Origin of the sequence: Burkholderia sp. RS01, assembly GCF_039748055.1 — a bacterium.
In the GTDB taxonomy this organism is placed as follows: Bacteria; Actinomycetota; Actinomycetes; order Actinomycetales; family Micrococcaceae; genus Arthrobacter.
The window spans coordinates 281,631-303,622 of sequence record NZ_JBDLAK010000002.1 but is presented as its reverse complement, the minus strand read 5'-3'; the positions used below and the strand labels follow the sequence as shown (position 1 = coordinate 303,622).

The 21,992-nt window shown below is 67.0% G+C and carries 22 protein-coding genes and 1 tRNA gene; 7 read left to right on the top strand and 16 right to left on the bottom strand.

Annotated features, from left to right (window positions below; all coding sequences use genetic code 11):
• Positions 1-37 precede the first annotated feature (37 nt).
• The 3 genes from ABFP37_RS03435 to ABFP37_RS03425 all read right to left on the bottom strand — a co-directional run bounded on the left by ABFP37_RS03435 (position 38) and on the right by ABFP37_RS03425 (position 2,432).
• Positions 38-292 carry a 2-nitropropane dioxygenase gene (locus ABFP37_RS03435; protein WP_078028142.1) on the bottom strand — a complete coding sequence of 85 codons (255 nt, stop codon included), beginning with the start codon at positions 290-292 and terminating at the stop codon, positions 38-40.
• A complete protein-coding gene (locus ABFP37_RS03430) occupies positions 289-999 on the bottom strand; it encodes a helix-turn-helix domain-containing protein (RefSeq protein ID WP_347032737.1) in 711 nt (236 codons plus the stop codon). Before ABFP37_RS03430 ends, ABFP37_RS03435 begins: the two co-directional genes overlap by 4 nt.
• Before the next feature lie 194 nt (positions 1,000-1,193).
• Complete coding sequence (locus tag ABFP37_RS03425; protein WP_347032736.1) at positions 1,194-2,432, bottom strand: MFS transporter; 1,239 nt, start codon at positions 2,430-2,432, stop codon at positions 1,194-1,196.
• 153 nt (positions 2,433-2,585) lie between these two features.
• Here ABFP37_RS03425 and ABFP37_RS03420 point away from each other — a divergent pair, with 153 nt between their 5' ends.
• The 4 genes from ABFP37_RS03420 to zapE all read left to right on the top strand — a co-directional run bounded on the left by ABFP37_RS03420 (position 2,586) and on the right by zapE (position 5,182).
• Positions 2,586-3,092, top strand: a complete 507-nt coding sequence (locus ABFP37_RS03420; protein WP_078028145.1) for an Lrp/AsnC family transcriptional regulator — start codon at positions 2,586-2,588, stop codon at positions 3,090-3,092.
• Positions 3,093-3,203: 111 nt separating this feature from the next.
• On the top strand, positions 3,204-3,629 hold the full coding sequence (locus ABFP37_RS03415) for a DUF1761 domain-containing protein (RefSeq protein WP_078028146.1): 426 nt from the start codon (positions 3,204-3,206) through the stop codon (positions 3,627-3,629).
• A gap of 43 nt (positions 3,630-3,672) precedes the next feature.
• Positions 3,673-4,668 (top strand): magnesium/cobalt transporter CorA, encoded by a 996-nt coding sequence (gene corA / locus ABFP37_RS03410; RefSeq protein WP_078028147.1) that lies wholly within the window; start codon positions 3,673-3,675, stop codon positions 4,666-4,668.
• A gap of 4 nt (positions 4,669-4,672) precedes the next feature.
• On the top strand, positions 4,673-5,182 hold the full coding sequence (zapE, locus tag ABFP37_RS03405; RefSeq protein WP_078028148.1) for an AFG1/ZapE family ATPase: 510 nt from the start codon (positions 4,673-4,675) through the stop codon (positions 5,180-5,182).
• A 58-nt stretch (positions 5,183-5,240) separates the two neighbouring features.
• Here the strand turns inward: zapE and ABFP37_RS03400 are convergent.
• The 5 genes from ABFP37_RS03400 to galU all read right to left on the bottom strand — a co-directional run bounded on the left by ABFP37_RS03400 (position 5,241) and on the right by galU (position 8,812).
• Positions 5,241-5,313: transfer RNA gene (locus tag ABFP37_RS03400), tRNA-Ala, on the bottom strand.
• Between the two features lie 44 nt (positions 5,314-5,357).
• Positions 5,358-6,158 (bottom strand): NAD(P)H-binding protein, encoded by an 801-nt coding sequence (locus ABFP37_RS03395; RefSeq protein ID WP_078027160.1) that lies wholly within the window; start codon positions 6,156-6,158, stop codon positions 5,358-5,360.
• A gap of 30 nt (positions 6,159-6,188) precedes the next feature.
• On the bottom strand, positions 6,189-7,166 hold the full coding sequence (locus tag ABFP37_RS03390) for a hypothetical protein (protein WP_347032735.1): 978 nt from the start codon (positions 7,164-7,166) through the stop codon (positions 6,189-6,191).
• A 113-nt stretch (positions 7,167-7,279) separates the two neighbouring features.
• Positions 7,280-7,900: a GNAT family protein gene (locus tag ABFP37_RS03385; RefSeq protein WP_078027161.1), complete on the bottom strand. Its 621-nt coding sequence runs from the start codon at positions 7,898-7,900 to the stop codon at positions 7,280-7,282.
• Between the two features lie 6 nt (positions 7,901-7,906).
• On the bottom strand, positions 7,907-8,812 hold the full coding sequence (galU, locus tag ABFP37_RS03380) for a UTP--glucose-1-phosphate uridylyltransferase GalU (protein ID WP_078027162.1): 906 nt from the start codon (positions 8,810-8,812) through the stop codon (positions 7,907-7,909).
• A 91-nt stretch (positions 8,813-8,903) separates the two neighbouring features.
• Here galU and ABFP37_RS03375 point away from each other — a divergent pair, with 91 nt between their 5' ends.
• The 3 genes from ABFP37_RS03375 (at position 8,904) to cpaB (ending at position 10,826) form a co-directional block, all read left to right on the top strand.
• Complete coding sequence (locus ABFP37_RS03375; RefSeq protein WP_078027163.1) at positions 8,904-9,515, top strand: 5-formyltetrahydrofolate cyclo-ligase; 612 nt, start codon at positions 8,904-8,906, stop codon at positions 9,513-9,515.
• 166 nt (positions 9,516-9,681) lie between these two features.
• The gene (locus ABFP37_RS03370) at positions 9,682-9,945 is read left to right on the top strand and encodes an FmdB family zinc ribbon protein (RefSeq protein ID WP_078027164.1); all 264 of its coding nucleotides are present in this window, start codon (positions 9,682-9,684) and stop codon (positions 9,943-9,945) included.
• Between the two features lie 134 nt (positions 9,946-10,079).
• Positions 10,080-10,826, top strand: coding sequence for a Flp pilus assembly protein CpaB (cpaB, locus tag ABFP37_RS03365; RefSeq protein ID WP_347032734.1), 747 nt, complete (start codon positions 10,080-10,082; stop codon positions 10,824-10,826).
• Here cpaB and ABFP37_RS03360 read toward each other — a convergent pair.
• The 8 genes from ABFP37_RS03360 to ABFP37_RS03325 all read right to left on the bottom strand — a co-directional run bounded on the left by ABFP37_RS03360 (position 10,823) and on the right by ABFP37_RS03325 (position 21,956).
• On the bottom strand, positions 10,823-11,107 hold the full coding sequence (locus ABFP37_RS03360; RefSeq protein ID WP_078027166.1) for a hypothetical protein: 285 nt from the start codon (positions 11,105-11,107) through the stop codon (positions 10,823-10,825). The two genes, cpaB and ABFP37_RS03360, sit on opposite strands and share 4 nt — an antisense overlap.
• Positions 11,104-15,096, bottom strand: coding sequence for a hypothetical protein (locus ABFP37_RS03355; RefSeq protein ID WP_347032733.1), 3,993 nt, complete (start codon positions 15,094-15,096; stop codon positions 11,104-11,106). Before ABFP37_RS03355 ends, ABFP37_RS03360 begins: the two co-directional genes overlap by 4 nt.
• Positions 15,097-15,308: 212 nt before the next feature.
• Complete coding sequence (gene guaA, locus ABFP37_RS03350) at positions 15,309-16,898, bottom strand: glutamine-hydrolyzing GMP synthase (RefSeq protein WP_078027167.1); 1,590 nt, start codon at positions 16,896-16,898, stop codon at positions 15,309-15,311.
• Between the two features lie 87 nt (positions 16,899-16,985).
• Positions 16,986-17,498 carry a DUF3817 domain-containing protein gene (locus ABFP37_RS03345; protein WP_347032732.1) on the bottom strand — a complete coding sequence of 171 codons (513 nt, stop codon included), beginning with the start codon at positions 17,496-17,498 and terminating at the stop codon, positions 16,986-16,988.
• Positions 17,495-18,391: an SURF1 family protein gene (locus ABFP37_RS03340; RefSeq protein ID WP_347032731.1), complete on the bottom strand. Its 897-nt coding sequence runs from the start codon at positions 18,389-18,391 to the stop codon at positions 17,495-17,497. Before ABFP37_RS03340 ends, ABFP37_RS03345 begins: the two co-directional genes overlap by 4 nt.
• Before the next feature lie 49 nt (positions 18,392-18,440).
• On the bottom strand, positions 18,441-18,929 hold the full coding sequence (locus ABFP37_RS03335) for a PTS sugar transporter subunit IIA (protein ID WP_078027170.1): 489 nt from the start codon (positions 18,927-18,929) through the stop codon (positions 18,441-18,443).
• Positions 18,930-18,981: 52 nt separating this feature from the next.
• Entirely contained in the window at positions 18,982-20,733 is a 1,752-nt protein-coding gene (locus ABFP37_RS03330; RefSeq protein ID WP_078027171.1) for a glycerol-3-phosphate dehydrogenase/oxidase, read from the bottom strand.
• 86 nt (positions 20,734-20,819) lie between these two features.
• Positions 20,820-21,956 (bottom strand): GuaB3 family IMP dehydrogenase-related protein, encoded by a 1,137-nt coding sequence (locus ABFP37_RS03325; RefSeq protein ID WP_078027172.1) that lies wholly within the window; start codon positions 21,954-21,956, stop codon positions 20,820-20,822.
• Between the last annotated feature and the right edge of the window lie 36 nt (positions 21,957-21,992).

Genomic DNA, 21,992 nt, shown 5'->3' with positions numbered 1-21,992 from the left:
CATGACCGCGCCGGGCCGTCAGCCGGGCCGGGCCGGCCTACTGCAGGTGACTCAGCGCTGGGGCCGGCAGGCCAGAGTGGGCGGCGCCCAGCATGTCCGCCCGGAGCAGATTCAGTTCGTCGCGGCGCAGGGCCGCGGCCTCCAGCTGCCGCACCACTTCCTCGGGCCGGGTGCGGCGGCTTTCTGCCCAGGCAACCAGTCCGGAACCCACGCGCACGGCCGCGGTTTCGATGAAGGACGCACGCCGGTAGGCGGAGCCCGGGACTGACCGGCTGATCGATAGAGCGCTCATGGCTCTTTCCTTTCGGCACCTGTTTTCGGAGTGGACTTTGTTTTCGCTGCTTTGCGGGTGCCGCGGCTCGCTGCCGTGGCGGGAACGCCAAGGATCGGGAACGCATTGAAATGGATCTGCACCGGACGGGCGCCTTCCTGCTCGCCCTCGTCCCGGATCTCCTCCAGCAGCCGGTGCCCGTAGGCCTCCACGGCGCGGGCGTACCGCCCCAACTGCTCGGCGTTCATCCGCGCATTGGAGGTGTTGATGGTGGCGGCGTGAAGCCAGTGGCTGTCCAGGGCTTCAACACCGTGGGTCATGAAGTCGGCCAGGACCGCCTGGCGGCTGTGCTCGAACTCGCGGCTGACCAGCCGTGAGGCCTCCTCGGTCGCGGGCGAGTTGGCGAGTTCCGGGGATGAGACCTGCAGGGCGCCGCGCGGCCGCTCCCACCACCGCTCCCTGGCGGTTCCCTTACCCTCAACCTCACGGACGAAGTCGTGCTTGGCCAGCTGGCGCAGGTGATAGCTGGTGGAACCGCTGGACTCCCCCAGCAACTCGCCAAGGCCGCAGGCGGTCTGCGCCCCGTAGCGCGACAGCATCTCCAGGATCTGCACCCGAAGCGGGTGGGCGAGGGCCTTCAGGGACGCGGTGTCCATCTTGCGGACCGGAAACGGGAGCTCCTCGACGTCGTTCGAGTCGTTCCTGCCGGCCTGCGGAGTAGTTTCCATGCGCCAAGGCTACGCTTGCAAAGAAATCTTTGCAATGTTTTATTTGCAACGCCTTCTTTGCAACAGGACCTTTGCAATCAAACCTTTGCAAGGCGGTTCCGCGTGCTGACCTTCGGCTTGCCCGTGCCCGACTCAGGCAGGACCCGTTCAGGCCGGACCCGTTCAGGCCGCAAGGCTCAGTCCGCGGCGAGACCTCAGGCCGCGCAGAGGCTCTGGCGCAGCGATAGTGCGGCCAGTACCGCAGCGGCGATGCCGCAGAGCACAACGAAACCCGCCACGGCCCCGTCCAGGCCGACGGCCGCCGTCGCAAGTCCCAGCCCGATGACCGGAACGGCACTGCCCAGGTACGTGATCACATAGACCGTACTGATGATCTGGGCGTGGCGGGAAGCCTCCACCTTGCCGGCCACGTCATTGAACACGGTCCGGAAGGCGATGCCCTGGCCGACGCCGGCCGCGAGGCTCGCACCGATCAGCAGCCAGGGATTGGTCCAGGCAGCCGCGGCGGCGATGAGCATCACGGATCCTCCCAGCACCGCCAGGCCGGCCGGCACGGCAAACCTGCCGCGGACGCCGATCAGCTGGCTCAGGGCGGAGGCACCGAGCGTGAGTCCGGAAAGCACGCCGATCAGGGGACGGGAATCAACGCTGACGATGCGGGCGAAGTATCCCGGCGCAAGGGAGAGGCAGAAACCGAAGACGGCGAAGCTGAGGAATCCGACGGCGGCCGCCAGCCAGAATGCGCCGCGCGCCTCGCGCGAGACCGACGGGCGGCGCGGCGCCAGGGCCTTCAGCGGGCGCGGCCCGACGGCCGGCTTGATGGCCGGGCGTGCGCGGAGCAGGTAGAGCGGGACCAGCAGTGCAAGGAGGACCAGGGAGTGCAGAAAGTACGGCGTGGAGGTCGGTCCCGGCAGGAGGGACAGCACGCCGCCGATCGCCGGGCCGGCCGCCACCCCGCCCGCGGAGGCCAGGAGGGTGAACCGTGAGGCCCACTCCGGCCGCTGCGGCAGGAGCTCACGCAGCGCGGCCGAACTGGCACCCGTGGCGAGGGCCACGGCGATGCCCTGGAGCGCGCGCCCTGCACACAGCGAGGGCAGGCTATCGGCATGCGCAAAAACGAAGCCTCCCGCGAGCCCCGTCAGCACGGCGAGCAGCAGGGCCGCCCGGCGTCCGATGTGGTCGGACCAGTGACCGGCCAGCAGGAGGGTGGAGACGAGGGCCAGGACATAGGCGGAAAACGCCACGGTGACGCCGAGGGTGCTGATGCCGAGCTTGGCCTGCAGCAGCGGGTAGAGGGGCGTCGCCAGGTTTGCCCCCACCAGGAGGGTAAAGATGACGACGCCGGCCATCACCAGCCGCGAGGTGTTGGACGCATTCCAACTCCAGCGGCCAGCGGCAGCCGGACGCATCCGAAGTTCGCTAAAGACGGTCATGCCCGTACCCTTGCCTGTGTTTCCGCGGCACCGGCCCCTTGTGGGAGCTGCCCCGCGAACGGAAATTGATACCTACAGAATGAGGCAGGAGTGCGTACCATCACCTTGTTCCGTGGGAATATTGATCAAAACCGTCAATCTTGGACCTAAAACATGAACCGGAGTGATGATTTGAACACCCTGGACCCCACAGACCTCAAGATCCTGCTCGAACTGGTCCGCGATCCGCGGATCCAGATCGGCGAACTGAGCGACAAGCTCAGCATCGCCCGGAACACCGCACAGTCGCGCGTCCGGCGGATGCTGCGCTCGGGCATACTGCACGACGGCGGCCGCGAGATCGACCTCGAATCGGTGGGCTACGACGTCGTCGCCTTCGTGACGATCGAGGTGACGCACCGCGAGCTCGACGGCGTGGTGGGTGCCCTGCGGCTGATTCCCCAGGTCCTCGAGGTGCATGAAATTTCCGGCCGCGGCGACGTCTGGTGCCGCGTGGTGGCAACGGACACCCACAACCTGCAGGCCGCCCTGCGCTCGATCCTGCGGATCAAGGGGGTGATCCGGACCGAAACCGTGCTGGCGCTCCACACGCACATCCAATACCGGACCGAGCCGCTGATCAGCCGTCTGGTCCAGGGAGCCTCAGTCCAGGGTGGGTAAGCATGGGGAGCTTCAGTCCAGGGAGCCTAAGCCCAAGGAGCTCAGACCCTCCCGACACGGCCGGGCGGCTGACCGGCGGGCGGCGCCTCGCTTGGGGAATAGGATTCGAAGATGGATTGGCTCTCTTACATAACCCACATCAACTGGCTCGCCGTGCTTCTTGCCTTCATCGCCAGCATGGCAATCGGCTTTGTTTGGTACCTGCCCGCAGTTCTGGGAAACAGATGGATGGCAGGAATCGGCAAAACTGAAGAGGACCTCAAGAACACCGAGGGCGGAGCCGGGATCTGGCTGCCCATGATGGTTGCCGCGGCGCTGACGGCCGTGCTGCTCGCCGTGCTGATCGGCAAACTGGGACTGGACAACGCGGCGGCCGGCGGGTTGTTCGCCCTGGTCCTGGCGGTTATCTTCCGTGCCGGCGGGCACGTCATCCACAACGGCTTCGCCGGACGCCCCGTAGCCGTAACGCTCATCGATTCCGGCCACGACCTGGTTGCGATGACAGCTGCCGGCGCCATCATCGGCGCAATGTCCTGACGCCCTTCAGTGTCCTGAGCCTCGTGACGGAGACCTGCCGACTGTGACCATCATCGATAACGCCGTTTACGTTGACGGCGTCCGGAGCGCCGAACCGGAGAGCCTTGAGCAGACGTTTGAGACGCTTGCCAGGCACGGGGGCATGGCGTGGATTGGCCTGTACCGGCCGTCCCAAGCGGAGATGGCCTCCGTCGCGGAGGAATTCGACCTGCACGAGCTCGCCGTCGAGGACGCCATCTCCGCGCACCAGCGGCCCAAACTGGAGCGCTACGGCAACAACCTCTTCACTGTCCTCAGGCCCGCCAGGTACCGAGACGACACGGAGACGGTGGAGTTCGGCGAACTCCACATCTTCACCGGCAGGAACTTCGTCGTGACCGTTCGCCACGCGGAAATGTCCGGCGTGGGGCATGTCCGGCGCCGGCTGGAGTCCCGCCCCGACCTCCTCCGCCACGGGCCCGAAGCGGTGCTCTACGCCCTCCTGGACCAGGTGGTGGATGATTACGCCCCGGTGATTGCGGGGTTGGAAAACGACATCGACGAGATCGAGGACCAGCTGTTCTCCGGCGATTCCACGGTGTCGCGCCGTATCTACGAACTCGCCCGCGAAGTCATTCAATTCCAGCGGGCCATCCAACCGCTTCCGCCCATGATGGACCAGCTCAAGTCGGGATTCCAGAAGTACGAGGTGAACACGGACCTCCAGCACAGCCTCCGGGACGTGGAGGACCACGTGGAGCGGGTCCTTTCCCGCGCGAATTCCTTCCGGGACCTCCTGCAGAACGCTCTCACGCTGGACGGCACGCTGACTGCCAACCGGCAGAACGAAGCCAGCGCCGAACAGAACGAGCAAGTGAAGAAGATTTCGTCGTGGGCGGCTATTTTCTTCGCGCCGTCCTTTGTCGCGGGCGTCTATGGCATGAACTTTGATCACATGCCGGAACTGCACTGGGTCTTCGGATATCCCATGGCGATCGGCCTCATGGCCGGAACAGCCGCCCTGATGTACGTGATTTTCAAGCGGAAAGGCTGGCTCTAGAGTCATGTCCGAATTCCAGCGGGGGCTGATCATCACCCCTGGAACCGAACGGCAACTGGGCGCCTACGGACTGTTCCGGCCCTCGCCCCCGCAGCAGCAGGTGCTGGCCCTCGCCTCGGGGCCCCTGACCGCCAAGAGCGCTGACCCGGACGTCCTCTGGGTCAGCTTCAGCGAGTTGTGCTCCGGGCCCCGCACAGACGCTGACTACCTTGCACTTGCTGGCCAATTTCCGTCGTGTGTGATCGATGGCATCCCCTCACCGGCTGCGCAGGCCGCCGCCGGCACGCCGGCTGCCTGGCAACGGTTCCTGGGCTTGGTGGGAGTGCTCCATGAGCGGGACAGGGTGCTGATCCTGGTCGGCGCCGGTCCCCTCGACTGGGAAGCATCCGGACGGAGTGCGGCCGCGCCGGTTGAGGAGGCATCGGTCCTTGCCCGCATCGCGGAGCGGCTGTCCGTGCTGCGCCGTATCCAGTCCGACGAAGAGCTGGAAGACGAACAAACCAGCGGCTGCTGAGCGGCTGGGTGGAGCGGGCAAGGCGCCCGCCGCAAGTACCTGTGAAGCCTGAAGTCTGTGGAGCTAAGGGGATTCGAACCCCTGACCTCTTCGATGCGAACGAAGCGCTCTACCAACTGAGCTATAACCCCGGGGCGCCACTGCCAGAGACAACCGCAACGCCGGTTTCCCTAGGCTACAAATTTTCCGCCCGCTTTTCCAGCCAGCCCCTGAATGTCTCGCGTCCGTAGCGCTCCCCGGGCGCCAGGTTCTTGCCTTCGCGCAGGAATTTGCCCATAGACCCGGGCAACGAGAACGCTGCCACGACGCCCCGGGCGCCCGTGACCTGCTTCCACGTGCGCGCCAGGTCGTTCATATCTTGGATCTCAGGGCCGCCAATCGTCCGCAGGCGGTGCCGGTCGGCGGCCGCTGGCCCCACCGCTGCTTCCAGCAGTGCGGCGGCCACATCGGCCGGGGAAATCGTCTGGAACCGGGCGCCCCTGACCACGGGAATGAGGCCAACGCGAGACCCGGCAGCGAACAGCCCGGCCACGAGGCTGTGGAACTGTGTGGCCCGCACTGTCGCGGTTTCGAGCTGGGAACGGGCGTACACCCGTTCCTTGTCCGCTTTCGACCGGTAGAACCCGTAACTGCTCTGACCGCAGTTAATGATGGAGAGCAGGACCGCCCGCCCAACGCCGGCCTCGAGTGCCGCGGCAAGCAACAACGCACCGCCGGCGGCAAACAGCCTGAGCGCCTTGCCTGATTGCCCCTCAAGGCAGTCGATCACGACGTCGGCACCCGCCAGCGCTTCCGCCAGCCCTTCGCCGGTGGTGACGTCGGCACGGAAGTAAGTGGCGCCGTCGTGGTGTTCCGGGGAACCTGCCGGAGGCGGGTTGCGGCTGAGGACGGCGACGGTGTGACCGCCGGAAAGCGCCTGGCTCACCACTTCGCGGCCCACCTGGCCGGTGCCGCCGGCCACACAGATACGGGTCATGGCCTGAGGCTACACCCGCGCGGACGGTCGCTACGCCCGGCGGCGCTGCAGGACGTCGTCAAGGTTGCTCAGCGCGCTCTGGGCCTTGGTCAGGGGCCGCGCGGGGCCGGCATTCGGCGCTGCCACGGCCGGCGCAGCGGCGGGGCCCTGCTTGAGCGAAGGCTTGCCGACGGCCTTGGGAGACTCCGGAAGATCGAGCGGTTCGGGTGCGGGGCGGTCCGCCTTAGCAGCCTCAACATAGGTGGGCTTGGGAACTTCTACCGGCTCCCAGCTGGTGTCTTCAGCCGCGGCCGGTTCGCTGGCAGCCTGGGCGGCACTGTTGTCTCCCGCTGCGACGGCCACTGCCAAGGCGGCCTCGCGGAGTTCCCTCGCCGTCAGGGGCTTGGGTCGGGGCGCAACGGCTTCGGCGTCGAAGAGCATGTTTTCCCGCTGGACGGCGCCTTCCCCGGACGGCACCGGATCCGAATACCGCTCCGTGCGGGTACTGCTTTCAGCCCGCGAACCCATGGCAGCGCTGAATGCGGCGTTCATCTTCTTCCGGCGGTCCCGGACGGCCAGCCGACGCAGAAGAACGACGGCGGCAGCGCCGGTCAGGAACGCCAGGGCCGGAAGCCAGGGGTTGCCGATGCCGAAGATCCGCAGGACGCCGCTGACCACCGCTGTAATGAGGGACAGCAGCCCGGCGAGGGCGATGGCTGTCCGTCCGTAGCGGATGCGGAAGGCACCGCCGTCCTTTGCGGCCGGCTGGCCACCGGACCTGGCCGGCGTGAAGCCGGCTGCGGATTCGCTGCTCTTCCTGGTGTCCATGCGTTTCTCCTGCTGGGCGGTCATGTGTGCGACCCTCCCGGCTTGCGGGTTTGCAGTTTCGGCGTCAACGGTCTCCACCGTCAGGTCACCGGCAGCCTGGAACTCATGCCGGCGGTTGCGGAGCACGTAAGGGGCAACCCATAAAATCCAGAGCGCGACAGCGACCACAAGGATGACTGAGCTGCTGAGGGGGATGTCCACATACAAAACCGTATGAGGAATAGGCGACCGGGTGTGGCATTCGTCTCGGTGTGTCGCGGGCGGGCTCTCAAATCAATGGACTTATGCCGAGGAAGTTGCCTGGCCCCGGACCCTCAGGCCGGTCTCCTGCGGAGCCACGGACCGAGCAGCCCCTCCGGAACCTCCTCTGAGGTCAGCGCGAAGGTTCGGTGGTCAGCCCATTCCCCGTTGATGTGCAGGAACCGGGGCCTGTAGCCCTCGTCGCGGAAACCGAGTTTCTCCACGACACGGAGGCTGGGACCGTTCTCCGGCCGGATGTTGATCTCCATGCGGTGCAGGCCCAGCGTCCGGAAGCAGTGGTCCGTGACCATGGCAACAGCGGTGGGCGCGATCCCTTGCCCCGCCCTGGCCTCGTCCACCCAATAGCCAAGCGTTGCCATCATGGCCGAGCCCCACACAATCGAGGACACCGTCAACTGGCCCACGATGACCGGGTCGCGGAACCCGGGGGTCCAGGCCGTGATCAGGAACGGCAGGGCCGTTGCCTGGGCCGCCTGGGAGTTCAGGGACTTCACCATCTGCCGGTAGTCGGGCAGCGCGCCGCCCGGCGCGGGGTTGGATGCCTCCCAGGGTGCAAGCCACTCGCTATTCCGCGTACGGACCTCCGTCCATTCCTTGCGGTCACGGTACCGGATAGGACGCAGGACGATGTCCCCGCATTCCAGCGTGACCGGCCAGATGTGGCTGACCCTCATGGAGGGTTACTTGTTCAGTCCGGCGGTGAACTCCGGCAGCCACTCACGCAGGCCGGGGCCAAGGTCGTCGCTGTCGATGGCGAGCTGGACACAGGCCTTGAGGTAGCTGAGTTTGTCGCCGGTGTCGTAGCGCCGGCCCCGGAAGATCACGCCGTAGACGCCATAGCCGTCTCCGTCGCTGGCTGCGAGTTCCTGCAGCGCATCTGTGAGCTGGATTTCGCCGCCGCGTCCGGGGGCCGTCCGTTCGAGCACGTCGAATACTGCGGGGTGAAGTACATACCGGCCGATGATCGCCAGGTTGGAGGGTGCCTCGTCGACGTCCGGCTTTTCCACGAGCTTGTTGATCCGGACGAAGCCCTCGCCGTCGATCGCGGCAACATCGGCGCAGCCATAGGCGCTGATCTGGGACGGATCCACTTCGATGAGGGCCACGACGGAGCCGCCGGTCTTGGCCTGGACTTCGATCATGGTGCTCAGCAGTTCGTCGCGGGCATCGATCAGGTCGTCACCGAGCAGCACGGCGAAAGGCTCGTGTCCCACGTGCTGGCGGGCGCGCAGGACAGCGTGGCCCAGCCCTTTGGGGTCGCCCTGACGGACGTAGTGGATGTCCCCCAGGTTGCTCGCTGCCTGGATCGACTCCAGCTTGGCGGTGTCTCCCTTGGCCTCCAGGGTGGCTTCCAGGGCGGGAACCCGGTCGAAGTGGTCCTCGAGGGCGCGCTTGTTGCGTCCGGTGATCATCAGGACATCGCTCAGGCCAACTTTGACGGCCTCTTCGACGACGTACTGGATTGCCGGTTTGTCGACCACCGGCAGCATCTCCTTGGGCATCGCCTTCGTGGCGGGCAGGAACCTGGTGCCGAGGCCCGCTGCGGGGATGACGGCCTTGCGGACTGAACGATTAGTGGAAGTCACTCGACTAATCTATCGGAGGGAACATTCATACGGTAAATGCTTCCGGCAGTGGCCCGGCCGGACTCCCGACACGACAAAAGGACGGCCCGCCATGCCACCAGAGAACCAGCCGGCTAAGGATGAGATCCGTGCCAGGCACCGGACGCTGCGCGCGGGACTGCCGGCCAGCGCCTTATCGGACGCCGCGGACGGAATTGCCGCCCACGGCCTGGCCTGGGCGGACACGATCGCGGACGGACGGCCGGCGACATTCACCGCCTATCTTGGCGTAGCCTTCGAACCGCCCACGCTCCGGCTGATCACCGCCCTCCACGAGGCAGGCCACAGCGTGCTGCTTCCCGTCTGCGAACCGGACCGCGCCCTGAGCTGGGTGTTTTGGAACCCGTCCTCCGAATTTGTCCGCAGCAGGTACGCGCCCATCCAGGAGCCGGCCGGGGAACGCCACGGCCTCGAGGCCATCAAGGAGGTGGCTGCAATGTTCCTCCCCGCCACGGCCGTGGACATGAACGGCAACAGGATCGGGCAGGGCGGCGGGTACTACGACAAGTTCTTGGCGGCGGTGGATGCCACCGGCCTGCGCGCCCCCAGGGCCGCCATCATCTACGACGCCGAGCTCCTGCCTGCTTCGACGATCCCGGCCGAAAGCTTTGACCGGCCCGTCGACGCGGTCCTGACCCCCTCGGGCGTGATCCGGCTGGCGTGAAAGCGGTACCGCTGACGTGGAGGCAACGCCGGCAGGGTGATAGAATTGGCACTCAGGCCCTGCGACTGCTAAGCGGTCATTTCCGCCGCGGTGTTCCGTCAAGGAATGTCCCGGAGATGAAGCTTGCGGCACAGGACCTGCCGCTTGTCCATGAGGAGGATCCACAGTGCCCACGTATGCCTATGCCTGCAAGGATTGCAGCCATGCCTTCGACATCGTGCAGTCATTCACCGACAGCACTCTGACGTCCTGCCCCGAGTGCCAGGGGACCCTTCGCAAGAAGTTCAACACCGTAGGCGTTGTCTTCAAGGGATCCGGGTTCTACCGCACTGATTCGCGCGATGCCAAGGGCAGCACGGTCTCGTCGTCACCGGCCGCTTCAGCCCCTGCTGTGCCTGCCGCCGCTCCGGCGGCTCCCGCTGCCAGCTGACCCCGCCCCGCCCTGCTTGTCCGGAATGATGTCCGCCCCGCGGATGTCCACATACGGGCCCCTGCGCGGCCCGCTTTCCACATAGGGCAACTCCCGCCTGTCACTCAGCACTACAGGCTACGTAGCGTGGCAGCATGCCAGCTACCGGAATCCTCCCCGTCAGGACCTCCCCGTCGGCCGGGCGCGCCAGCCGACGCACTGCGCTTCCCGGAAGCCCGGGCCGCCCGCCCCGCCGGGCTCCTGACCTCGCCGGCTGGCTGACCCGCAACCGCCGCCTTGCCGTGGCGCTGCTGCTTTGTTTGGCCGCCGGCTTAGCCGTCCACCAGCTCACGCCCGCCCCCGCCCACACCGTCCGGGCCATCGCCGCGGCGCGGGACCTTCCGGCCGGAGCGGCCCTGGGCGGCGACGACATCGCGGCGGTCAACATTCCGCCGTCCCTGCTGCCCGCCGGCTCGTTCACTGATGCCCCAGGGCTGGAGGGAAAACAGCTGGCCGCCCCACTCCGCAAGGGGCAGCTGCTCTCGGACGCCCAGCTCGTGGGGCCTGGACTGCTCACGGGAGCCGCACCTGGTTCTGCCGCAGTGCCGTTGCGCATGGCGGACCCTGCCTCCATCCAGCTGGTCTCCCCCGGCCAGCTCGTCAACGTCGTGCTGACGAACGGCAACGGCTACGAGCAAGCGTCTTCATCAAAGGTGCTGGCCAGCTCCGTGCCCGTGTTGTGGACGTCAGGCCAAGAGGGCCAGAGCGGCCAGTGGCTCGGCACCGGCGACTCGGAAGGCCTCATAGTCGTGGCGGCAACGCCAGCCCAGGCCAGTGCCCTTGCGGGTGCCTCAACCCAGGGCAAGCTGTTCTTTGTACTCGTGGGGTCAGCAGGCGGCTAACCCCAGTGAGGGGGCCGCTGCTCCTTCAGCCACGCATCGTGGTCATTGTCGGCACCGGAATCGCCCCACACCCGCGGATCGTCCTCGGACGCCTTGTTGGGCACCACGCCCGCCGATTTCACCGGGCCGGGGGTCTTCCGAGCCGGCCCGGACGCCTTCGAAGAGGCGGTGGCGCCATTCCGGGTGGCGCCATTCCGGGTGGCGCCGCCCTTCGGGGAGCCGCCGTCGCTCGGGGTGCCAGCGTCCTTCCGGGAGCCATCGTTCACTGCAGCGGCGTTCACTGCGTGCCGTCCTTCCTGTCCGCGGTATCACCGTCGTAGTCGTTCTCAACATCGTCTTCATGGGCGTCGCTGAATTCTTCGTCGGCGCTGCCGTCTGAAAACCCTTCCGGACCCACCACGAATTCCTCGCTGCCGCGGCCCGCACCGGGGTCCGAATCCTGGTCGTCGCCATCGTAGGATCCGTCGTAGGAACCCTCGCCGCCGCCCTCGTAGGGCTCCTCGGCGAGAGAGCTGACGTCGTCGTCGAAGAACCCCGGCGAGCCCACGGACCGGAGCGGGAGGGCGGGCTTCTCGAGTCCGAGGTAGCCGCCGATCCGGTCGGCGCAGGCTGAGGGATCCGTAAAGACTTCGATCGTCCACAAAGGCATGTAACGCCAACCGAGGCGCTCCAGCAGCTGCGGGCGCAGCCTGCTGCGTTCGCGGACCGTCATCTGCCGGTACTGCTCGGTCCCGTCAGACTCGATGGCCACCGGCCGCGGTATCTCAGCGGCGTCCTGGCCCATGGTGCTGAGGGGGTCGGCCGCGGCCACGACGTCGATGACGCCGTCATACTGGTGCCAGACGCGGGCCCCGCGAGCCCGCAGCCGGTCGCCGAGGTCCGCCACGAGCGGATCGGCCCCGAGCGCCTGCTCGCTCGCGGCCGCCCGGGACGCCGGAGTGCCGAGGTCCGTGTTGCCGGAGATCTCGCGGTCCAGCAGTTCGTACAGGTCCACCGCCCCGTGCGCCAGCCGGGTCCGGTCAAGGTCTTCCGGCTTGAAGCACGTCAGGACGTGCAAGGACTGGCGGGCGCGGGTCATGGCCAGGGCGAACTTGGCCCGGCCGCCCTCGGCGGACAGCGGACCAAAGTTGTGCAGGGCGCGCCCGTGCGGAGTCCGGCCGTAGCCCGGGGAGAAAATCACGTGGTCGCGGACCAGCCCCTGGGCGCGCTCAAGATCTACCACGCGGAAGGACTCATCCCCGGCGGTGAAGAATTCGGCCAGCGCAGGATGGTTGGGCAGCTGCAGCCGGATGGCCTCGCCGATCCTCGCGGCATGCCGAAGGCTGGCTGTGACGACGGCCAGGGTGGTGCGCGGACGGAGGCGGGCGTGTTCGAACACCAGCTCCACCACGCGGTTGACCTCCGCCACGACCGACTCCACGCCCTCGTGATCGGCGCTCGGCAGCCCCGTGCCGTCGGGCAGGTACTCCACCAGCAGGGCACGGTCCAGCCCCGTGGCGGACTGGCCTTCGGGAAGGCGGCGAAGGCCGCCGTCGTAAAAGCCCTTGCTGAGCTGCAGCACCAGGTCTTCGTCAACCGCGCGGTACACGGAGTGCAGGCGCCATGTCGGCAGGACCGCAGCCAGCGCAGTGAAGGCGCTTTCAACGCTTTGGTGCGACTGTTCGCCGGCAGCGAGCCGCTCCACCGCGACGGTGAACGTGCGCGGGCTCGCGATCTTGTCGTCCCCGAACGCAATGACCTGCTTTGCGCGGGCCACGGCCGGCAGGACAGCCTGCAGCGACGTCGCTTCTGCATCCAGGATGACCACGGCGTCGAACTTCTGCTCGGCAGGGAGGAGGCCCGTCATCAGATATGGACTCACCGACCAGACAGGAACCAGCATGGGAACAAGTTCAGGAGCCTGGGCCGTCAGCGCCGCCAGCGTGACCCGCCCGTCCTTGAGCAGGCTCCTGAGGAGGTCCGCCTGGCGCGGGTTCTTGGCGATGCCGGCGCGCCAGCGCTCGGCGAGCTGCCACCGGAGCCGTCCGGCACCGCTGGCAATGTGGGCGTTGTCGGCAAGCCTGTACTCGGCTTCAAGCTGGCGCAGGGCGTCGCCGTCGGACATGGCGAGGTAGTCATCGCCGCTGATCATCGCTTCCAGGGCGGACTGCCACCAGGCGAGCTCGAGCTCCGCGGCAACGGACTCGGCCGGGACCTCACGCTCCGAGAGATCCGCCAGCAGCTCGCCCAGGCCGTGCTCGCGCATGTTCTCGATCAGCAGCGTGCGCTCGGGCAGCGTCTTGAGCGTCTGGGTGTCGGCGACGAGCCGTTCCAGCCGTTCCATGAGTTCCGGGTAGGGCGTCGTTTCCAGTGATCCGCCGGCCGGGGTGTGCCGCAGTGCATCGCCCAACATCTTCAGTTCACGGGTCAGGCCCCGGTACATGAGGGTGATTTCGGCCAGTCCCGACGGCACCGCGGGATGCCGCTGTGTGGTGGCGTACCCGGCCCACTGTGCGCGCTGCTCCTGCACCAGCACCAGTGAGCTGTGGAGGTCGGCGATGTGCACGCCGGGCCGGACATACTCCTTGGCCACCCGGCGCAGGCGCGAACGCTGCATGGATGCCATGTCCACGTTGTGCTCGCGGCGCCAGGCGGACGATGCGGTCGCGGAGATGAGGTCGTGCACGGGCCGGTCAAAGATATCGGGTGTGAACTTGTCCAGGCTCTCCCGGACGGCGACCAGCAGCTTGAGCTGGGAACCCCACTCGGCAAAGGTCGTGCCAAGGCGGATTTCCGCGTGGCCGGCCACTTCCTTCATGCGCTCGTTCAGCAGCGGCAGCTTCTTCTCTACGGAGCGTGCCAGCTCCTGCGCCTCCTCCGTCTCCTTCCGCGTCACCAGCCGGGCGCCGTGCCAGGGGCTCGACGTGGAGGCACTGCTGAAACTGCCGAGTTCCGCGGCGCGCTTCAGCCGGCCGGCGAGTTCCTCGCGGTCCCGGATGCTGTCCAGCACACTGCGCTTCAGCCGGACCGTGGTGGCCGGGGCCGGCTGGATCGCCGTCAGCTCCGCCAGCGACTGCATGGCCTGGTACGGCGAGCAGCCCCAGCGCTTGCGGACGTTGTGCAGCGACGCCACGTGGTCCATCAGCGCGTGCCGGTGCTCGGTCAGGGTCTTGTGCAGGCTGCCCAGCCGCGGCTCGCTGGATTTCTCGTTGCGGACGATGGCCCGGACCAGCTGGCCTTTGAGCTGCTGGGGCGTTGCGCTGCCGGACAGCTGGAAAAGGACGGACTCCAGGCCGAGGTCCTCGAGCCGGCCGGCCACTTCGTTGAGGCTGGCGCGCCGGTCCCCCACCACCAGGACTGTCTTGCCTTCGTCCACCAAGGCGCCGACGGCGTTGATCGCCGTCTGGGTCTGGCCGGTTCCGGGCGGGCTGCTGACCACCAGCGAGTCCCCTGCCCGGACGGCGTCAATCACGTACTGCTGGTCCTCGTCCGCATCCAGAAGGAGCAGCTCATCGGCGGGGTCGCGCTCGTCCACGCTCGGGAACCGTCCGAGTTTCAGCGCGGGCACCTCCAGGACTTCGCCCGATGCGGCCCGGGCCAGCGACGCCACGAGCGGGTTCTGCTGGTTGATCCAGGGGTCGTCCAGGTTGCCGGAGAGGTCCGCAAAGGTGGAGACGAGCAGGTTGTGCTCCACCTCCGCACCGTGGATCGGCTTGACCAGCGTGCTGAGCCGGTCCAGGACGGGCTGGGGGTCAAAGCGCGCGGTGCTGTAAGCCATCCGGGTGACGGCGTTGACGTCGAACACGATGCCGTGGATGGATTTCAGGTGCCGGATCAGGGCCGGATTGATGCGGGCCTGCTCCGTAAGCTGCAGCTCGTAGTCACCTTCGCCGGGGCGGATGGTGAGAGAGATGGCAGTCAGCATGACCGGCGCGGAGACCCGCTGCGGCTTACCGCCGACGGCGGACGTCCACACGACTGTTCCGGCCGAAAAGTAGCCGGCCTCGATGCCGCGGTCATTGGCGAGTTCGAAGATCTTGGACCGCAGGTTCCGGGAAGCCCGGGCAGCTACAACGTACTGCTGCTGGTCACGGATCAGCGTGGAAAGCCGGGTGCGGCGCCCTGCCATGAGCTGGGCAAGGCCGGACGGGTGCGCGTTCGTGAGGTCGATCGAGCCCTCGGGGGTTTTGGTGAAGCGCAGCATGGTGTCCGCCCCGGTAACGGGCTTAAGCCCGGACAGCCACTTCCTGAGCTCCTCCGAACCCTCGGAGTCGACCTGACCAACTGACACTACTGCCTTCTTTTCTGCGCTTGCACGTGACGCCTTGGACCATACGGGCATACTTTCGAGCGTAGCCGCAAACGGCCACGGGTGAGAGACCGCAACACTGGTACGGGCTAAGTTGCGGCGGATTTCGCAGCGCCGCCCGCATTGCACGGCAAAAACAACTGCCCGGAAAGCGGAGCGGCCGGCCTCCTTGCGGAGACCGGCCACTCAAAACGCTATTCCCACTCGATGGTTCCCGGCGGCTTGCTGGTCACGTCCAGCACCACGCGGTTGACGCCCTCAACCTCGTTGGTGATCCGGTTCGAGATCCGGGCCAGAAGGTCGTACGGAAGCCGTGACCAGTCGGCCGTCATGGCATCCTCGGAGGAGACCGGGCGCAGCACGATCGGGTGGCCGTAGGTCCGGCCGTCGCCCTGGACGCCGACGCTGCGGACGTCCGCCAGCAGCACCACGGGCATCTGCCAGACGTCGTTGTCGAGTCCGGCGGCGGTCAGCTCGGCCCGGGCGATGGCGTCAGCCTTGCGCAGGAGGTCCAGGCGTTCCTTGGTGACTTCTCCGACGATCCGGATTCCCAGGCCGGGGCCGGGGAACGGCTGGCGGCCGACGATTTCCTGGGGCAGGCCCAGCTGGGCTCCGACGGCGCGGACCTCGTCCTTGAACAGGGCCCGCAGCGGCTCGACGAGCTCGAACTGCAGGTCCTCAGGCAGGCCGCCCACGTTGTGGTGGCTCTTGATGTTCGCAGCGCCTTCGCCGCCGCCGGATTCGACGACGTCCGGGTACAGCGTGCCCTGGACCAGGAACTTGATTTTCTCGCCGTGCGCCGCGGCTTCGGCGATAATGGCCAGCTCCGCTTCCTCGAAGGCACGGATGAATTCGCGGCCGATGATCTTGCGCTTGGTTTCCGGATCGCTGACGCCCGCCAGTGCGGCCTGGAAGCGTTCCTGCTCATTGGCAACGTAGAGCTTCACGCCGGTTGCGGCGACGAAGTCCCGTTCAACCTGTTCCGCTTCGCCTTCGCGGAGCAGCCCGTGGTCCACGAACACACAGGTCAGCTGGTCGCCGACTGCGCGCTGGACGAGGGCGGCGGCCACGGCCGAGTCCACGCCGCCGGAGAGGCCGCAGATTACCCTGGCGTCGCCGATCTGCTTGCGGATCCGGTCAACCTGTTCTTCGAGGATGTTGCCCGTGGTCCAGTTGGGTTCCAGCTTGGCGCCCTTGAACAGGAAGTTTTCCAGGACCTGCTGGCCGTATGCCGAGTGCTTGACCTCCGGGTGCCACTGCACGCCATAGAGGCACTTTTCCTCGTTGGCGAACGCGGCCACCGGCGCGCCGGCGGTGGTTGCCAGGACCTCGAAGCCCTCGGGTGCTTCCTGGACGGAGTCGCCGTGGCTCATCCAGGTGTTCTGCAGTTCAGGCACGCCGGCCAGGATGGAGCGGGCCGCGCCCACTGCGGTAGCTTCGGTGGAACCGTACTCACGAAGTCCGGTCTGGGCCACCTTGCCGCCCAGCGCGTTGGCCATTGCCTGGAAGCCGTAGCAGATGCCGAAAACCGGGATGCCGGCTTCGAAGAGGTCCGCCCCCACCTTCGGGGCGCCGTCCGCGTACACGCTGGAGGGGCCGCCGGACAGGATGATGGCGGCGGGGTTCTTGGCCAGGAGCTGCTCGGTGCTGTAGGTATGCGGAACCACTTCCGAATACACGTTCGCTTCCCGGACGCGGCGGGCAATCAGCTGCGCGTACTGGGCACCGTAGTCAACAACCAGCACCGGCTTCTGGGAAGTTTGGGATGCAGTGGGAGTAGTCACCGTCCTAGACTACTTTGCACCGTTGCCCCGACGCATCTTGAGGGGGCCTGCTGTGACGCACGAAACTCCGGTGAGGGTGCTCAGGGGCTAGTACCGGCTGGCGGCCTGGGGGTTGGCTGCCAGTTCGGCTGCAACTTCGGCGTGGAACTTCTTCTCCACGATGAAGGAGAGGAACGGCACCACGCCGCCCAGTGCCAGCAGGATCATCTTGGCGAACGGCCAGCGCATCAGCGTCCAGAGGCGGAAATTCGACATCAGGTACACCACGTACATCCAGCCGTGGACAATGAGCACCGCGACGGACACGTTGAATCCCTTGAGCACACCCTTGGGCTCGGCCTCGGTAAATCCGAACCCGAACGGCTGACCCGTCAGGGCGTTGGTCCCGCCCGCGAACAGGTACTGGCCGAAGACGTAGCGCGCCACCAGCTCCGCGCAGAGCAGCAGCAGCATGGCGCCGGTGAGGTAGGCCATGACCTTGTAGAACTTCAGGGCCGAGCGAATCTGCGCTTCCGTTCCGCCGAAACGTCGCTTCTTCGCCGCTCCTGAGCCCGTCTGGTTCGACGGCTGCGGCTGGATGGCAGGCTTGGGTTCGATCATGGCTGTACCTTTTGTTGGGTCGGGTCCGGCTGGTTTGCTTCTGGCTGGGTCGTGTCTGGCTGGGGAGAGTCGTCCGGCGCGTGGCCGCCGCCGTCGTCCTCGTCGTCCTCGTCGTCCTCGTCGTCCTCCAGGCTGCGGTGGTAATCATCCTTGACCAGCCGCCACCAGATGAAGAGGGCGAACCCGGCGAAGACGATCCATTCCACCGAGTAGAAGAGATTCAGCCAGTTGACCTTGGCGGGCGGCGGCTGCGCGCCGATGCTCAGCGGCTGGAGGCCGCTGCCGGCGGCGGCAGCACCGACGTCGGACGTTCCGGAGAGCTCCGTGGTGGCCGACACGAACGCCGGGTAGCTGCTGACGTTCCAGATGTTGATGAGTTCGGCGACCGAGACGGCGGAAGCCTGTCCCGGCGCGGGGGCCTTGTTGGGAACCGGCGCCTCGGACGGCAGGAGCCGTCCGGTCAGCCGGATAGTGCCCGACGGCGGCTCGGCGGCTTCGGCGGGATCGGCGATCCATCCGCGCGCCACCGGAATCCAGGTTTGCGGCGAGGCGGCGGCACCCTTGAGTACGGGGGCATCCGTGACGGCGAACGCCGTCACCACCCAGTATCCCGTCTTGCCGTCCTTGAGCCGGCCCGGAACGAGGACCTGCTTGGAGCGGTCATAGGTGCCCGTGGCGGTCACCATCTGGTCGGCCACCGACCCCCGGAAGAATTCGCCGGGCTTCAAGGTCTCGGTGAGGCTTTTGACGTCCTCGGTAGTGGGGTTGACAGGCACCTCGGGCTGGCTGGACCGGCCGAACTGCCACTGGCTCAACAGCACGAAGACACCGGAAATGACGATCGCAAAGACGAGGCCTGCGATCCACCGGGGCTGGAGGGCTGTTTTCCACACCCCTTAACCGTACTTCGTCCCCGTGTAGAACAACGAAACGGCTGGTCCCTCAGTGGTCGAAGAACACCAGGCTTGAGTTGATCAGTTCCGCGATCACTTCGGCATCGTAGGCGCGGCGCAGCGATTCCCGGAAGGACTCTTTGGACAGCGACCTGGCCAGGGTGGCCAGCACCTCGAGGTGGTCCGAGAACGAGCTCGCCGGGGTGGCGATGAGCAGGACCACCGTGGCCGGGCCGTCCGAGGCCCCGAAGTCGAGGGCCCTGCCGTACTTGGTGATGCCGACGGCGATGGAGGTCCGGGAAACAAATTCACTGCGGGCGTGCGGCAGGCCCACTCCCCCGGGAAGCCCGGTGGCGAGCTGGTGTTCACGTGCGTTGACGTGCCCCAGGAAGCCCTCGAGGTCCGAGACGCGTCCGGCGGCGTACAGCGTCCGCGCCAACTGGGCTGCGGCGTCAGTCTTGTCAGCCGCGTCCAGCTCCAGAATCACCATCTCCGGTGTGGTGAGTTCTGCATCGTAACGGTCAAGTGGTTCCGCCAAGTGGTGTCCCTTCAGTGAGGCCCGGAGCCCCATTCCGCGGCGGTGTGTGATCTCAGCGCAACGGGACGATGTCTTCCACGCCCAGCCTGGCAGCGTCTGCGGATTCGTCGTCCGGCTGCTGCTGACTGAGCCGTTCGGCTTCCACCCGCGCAAGGTAATGCTTGATTTCGCTTTCCCGCTGCGCATCGCTCCAGCCAAGAATTTCTCCCATAAGCTTAGCGACTACCGGCGCGGCAGACACACCCCGGTCCCACGACTCGATGGAAATGCGGGTCCGGCGGGTCAGGACGTCGTTGACGTGCCGGGCACCTTCATGGGTCGCCGCGTACACGGCCTCGGCCTGGAGATAGTCGTCAGCTCCCGGCAGCGGCTCCGCGAGCTCGGGGTTGTCGTGGATGAGGCCCAGCACCTGGGACGCCATGGATCCGTAGCGGTTCAGCAGGTGCTCAACCCTCGCCACGTGCACGCCGGTTTCCTCTGCGGTGCGGTTGCGGCGGTTCCAGGCGGCCTTGAACCCGGTGGCGCCCAGCAGCGGCACGGATTCGGTGCAGCTCGGCGGGACACGTTCGTCCATGCTGCGGCTCGCTTCATCCACGGCGTCCTTGGCCATGACCCGGTACGTTGTCCACTTGCCTCCGGCCACCACCACCAGGCCCGGCACGGGATGGGCGACGATGTGTTCGCGGGACAGTTTGGCCGTGGAGTCGTTCTCGCCGGCCAGAAGGGGCCGCAGGCCGGCATATACGCCCTCCACGTCCTCCCGGGTGAGCGGACGCTTGAGGACCTTGTTCACGTGTTCCAGAAGGTAGTCGATGTCCTTGCTCGATGCCGCCGGGTGGGCCTTGTCCAGGTGCCAGTCGGTGTCCGTGGTCCCGATGATCCAGTGCCGTCCCCAGGGGATGACGAACAGGACGGACTTTTCGGTGCGCAGGATGAGGCCCACGGTCGACTGGAAGCGGTCCCGCGGCACCACCAGGTGGATGCCCTTGGAGGCACGGACCTTGAGCTGGCCGCGTTCGGTCACCATGGCCTGGGTCTCGTCCGTCCAGACGCCCGTGGCATTGATCACCTGCTTGGCCCGGATCTTGAAGGTGGAACCGTCCTCACGGTTGACCACCTTGGCGCCCACAACCCGCTCCCCCTCGCGGAGGAAGTCCACCACGGCCACCTGGTTGACGGCGTGGGCCCCGTAATAGGCGGCTGTGCGGATGAGGTTGGCCACGTACTTGGCGTCGTCAACCTGGCCGTCGTAGTAGCGGATGGAGCCCACGAAGGCGTCATCCTTCAGGCTTGGCGCCGCCCGCAGTGTGCCGCGGCGGCTCAGGTGCTTGTGGAAGGGGACGCCGCGCTTGTGGCCTCCGGAAATGGACATGGCGTCGTACAGCGCGATGCCCGCCCCGATGTAGGGGCGTTCCAGGAACGGCTTGGTCAGCGGATACAGGAACGGAACGGGACGTGCGAGGTGGGGTGCCAGCTCGGAGAGGAGCAGGCCGCGTTCCTGCAGCGCCTCCTTGACCAGACCGAAGTCCAGCATTTCGAGGTAGCGGAGGCCGCCGTGAATCAGTTTGGAGGAGCGCGACGACGTTCCGGCCGCCCAGTCGCTGGCCTCCACGATGCCCACGTTCAGGCCGCGGGTCACGGCGTCGAGGGCCGTGCCGGTCCCTACGATCCCGCCGCCGACGACGAGGATGTCGAGTTCCTTGCCTGGTTCGGTGGTGGCCTTGAGCGCGGCGAGCGATGCGTCCCGCGCCTCGGGGCCCAGCGCTCCCTTGCTCGCCTCTGCACCTTCAGCAAAACCGCTCATGACAGGCCTCCATCCTCGCTGACGTTGTAGTTCCTTAGACTACTTCCAACGTCCGTGGATGGGCAGGGTGCGGCGGGCCGATTGGGTCAGTTGCCGGCGTAGGGCGACACCACGACGTCGACGCGCTGGAATGCCTTCAGGTCCGAGTAGCCGGTGGTGGCCATCGAGCGCCGCAGCGCACCGACGAGGTTCGACGTGCCGTTGGTGTGGTGGCCCGGACCGAAGAGCACTTCCTCCAGCGGACCGACCGTGCCGACATTGACCCTGTCGCCGCGCGGAAGCTCCAGGTGGTGCGCCTCCTGGCCCCAGTGCCAGCCCTTGCCCGGCGCCTCTTCCGCCCGGGCCAGGGCGCTGCCCAGCATGACGGCGTCGGCTCCCATGGCGATGGCCTTGACGATGTCACCCGAGGCGCCCATGCCGCCGTCGGCAATCACATGCACGTAGCGTCCGCCGGACTCGTCCATGTAGTCGCGGCGCGCGGCGGCGACGTCGGAAATGGCCGACGCCATGGGCGAATGGATGCCCAGTGCCCGGCGGGTGGTGGTGGTGGCGCCGCCACCGAAGCCGACCAGCACGCCGGCCGCTCCCGTGCGCATCAGGTGCAGGGCCGGGGTGTAGCCAGCGGCACCGCCCACGATGACGGGGACGTCGAGTTCATAGATGAATTGCTTAAGGTTCAGCGGTTCGTGGTTTTTCGAAACGTGCTCCGCGGAGACCGTGGTTCCGCGGATCACGAAGATGTCGACCCCGGCGGCCAGAACGGTCTTGTAGTGCTCCTGGGTGCGCTGCGGAGTGAGGGAACCGGCCACGGTGACGCCCGCGGCACGGATTTCCGCGAGGCGGGAGGTGATCAGCTCCGGCTGGATGGGCGCCTGGTAGAGCTCCTGCATCCGGCGGGTGACGGCGGGGCTGTTGGTCTCGTCCTCAAGCGCGGCGATCTGGTCCAGTACCGCCTGTGGATCCTCATACCGGGTCCAGAGGCCCTCGAGGTCGAGGACGCCGAGGCCGCCGAGGCGCCCCAGCGCGATGGCGGTCGCGGGCGACATGGCGGAGTCCATCGGTGCCGCAATGACGGGCATGTCGAACTTGTAGGCATCGATCTGCCACGAGACGGAGACGTCCTTGGGGTCACGCGTACGACGGTTGGGGATGATCGCGATGTCATCCAGGGAGTAGGCACGACGCCCACGCTTGCCACGGCCAATCTCAATCTCGTAAGTCACGTGACCACTTTACTTGACCTTGCGGACTGCAACTGA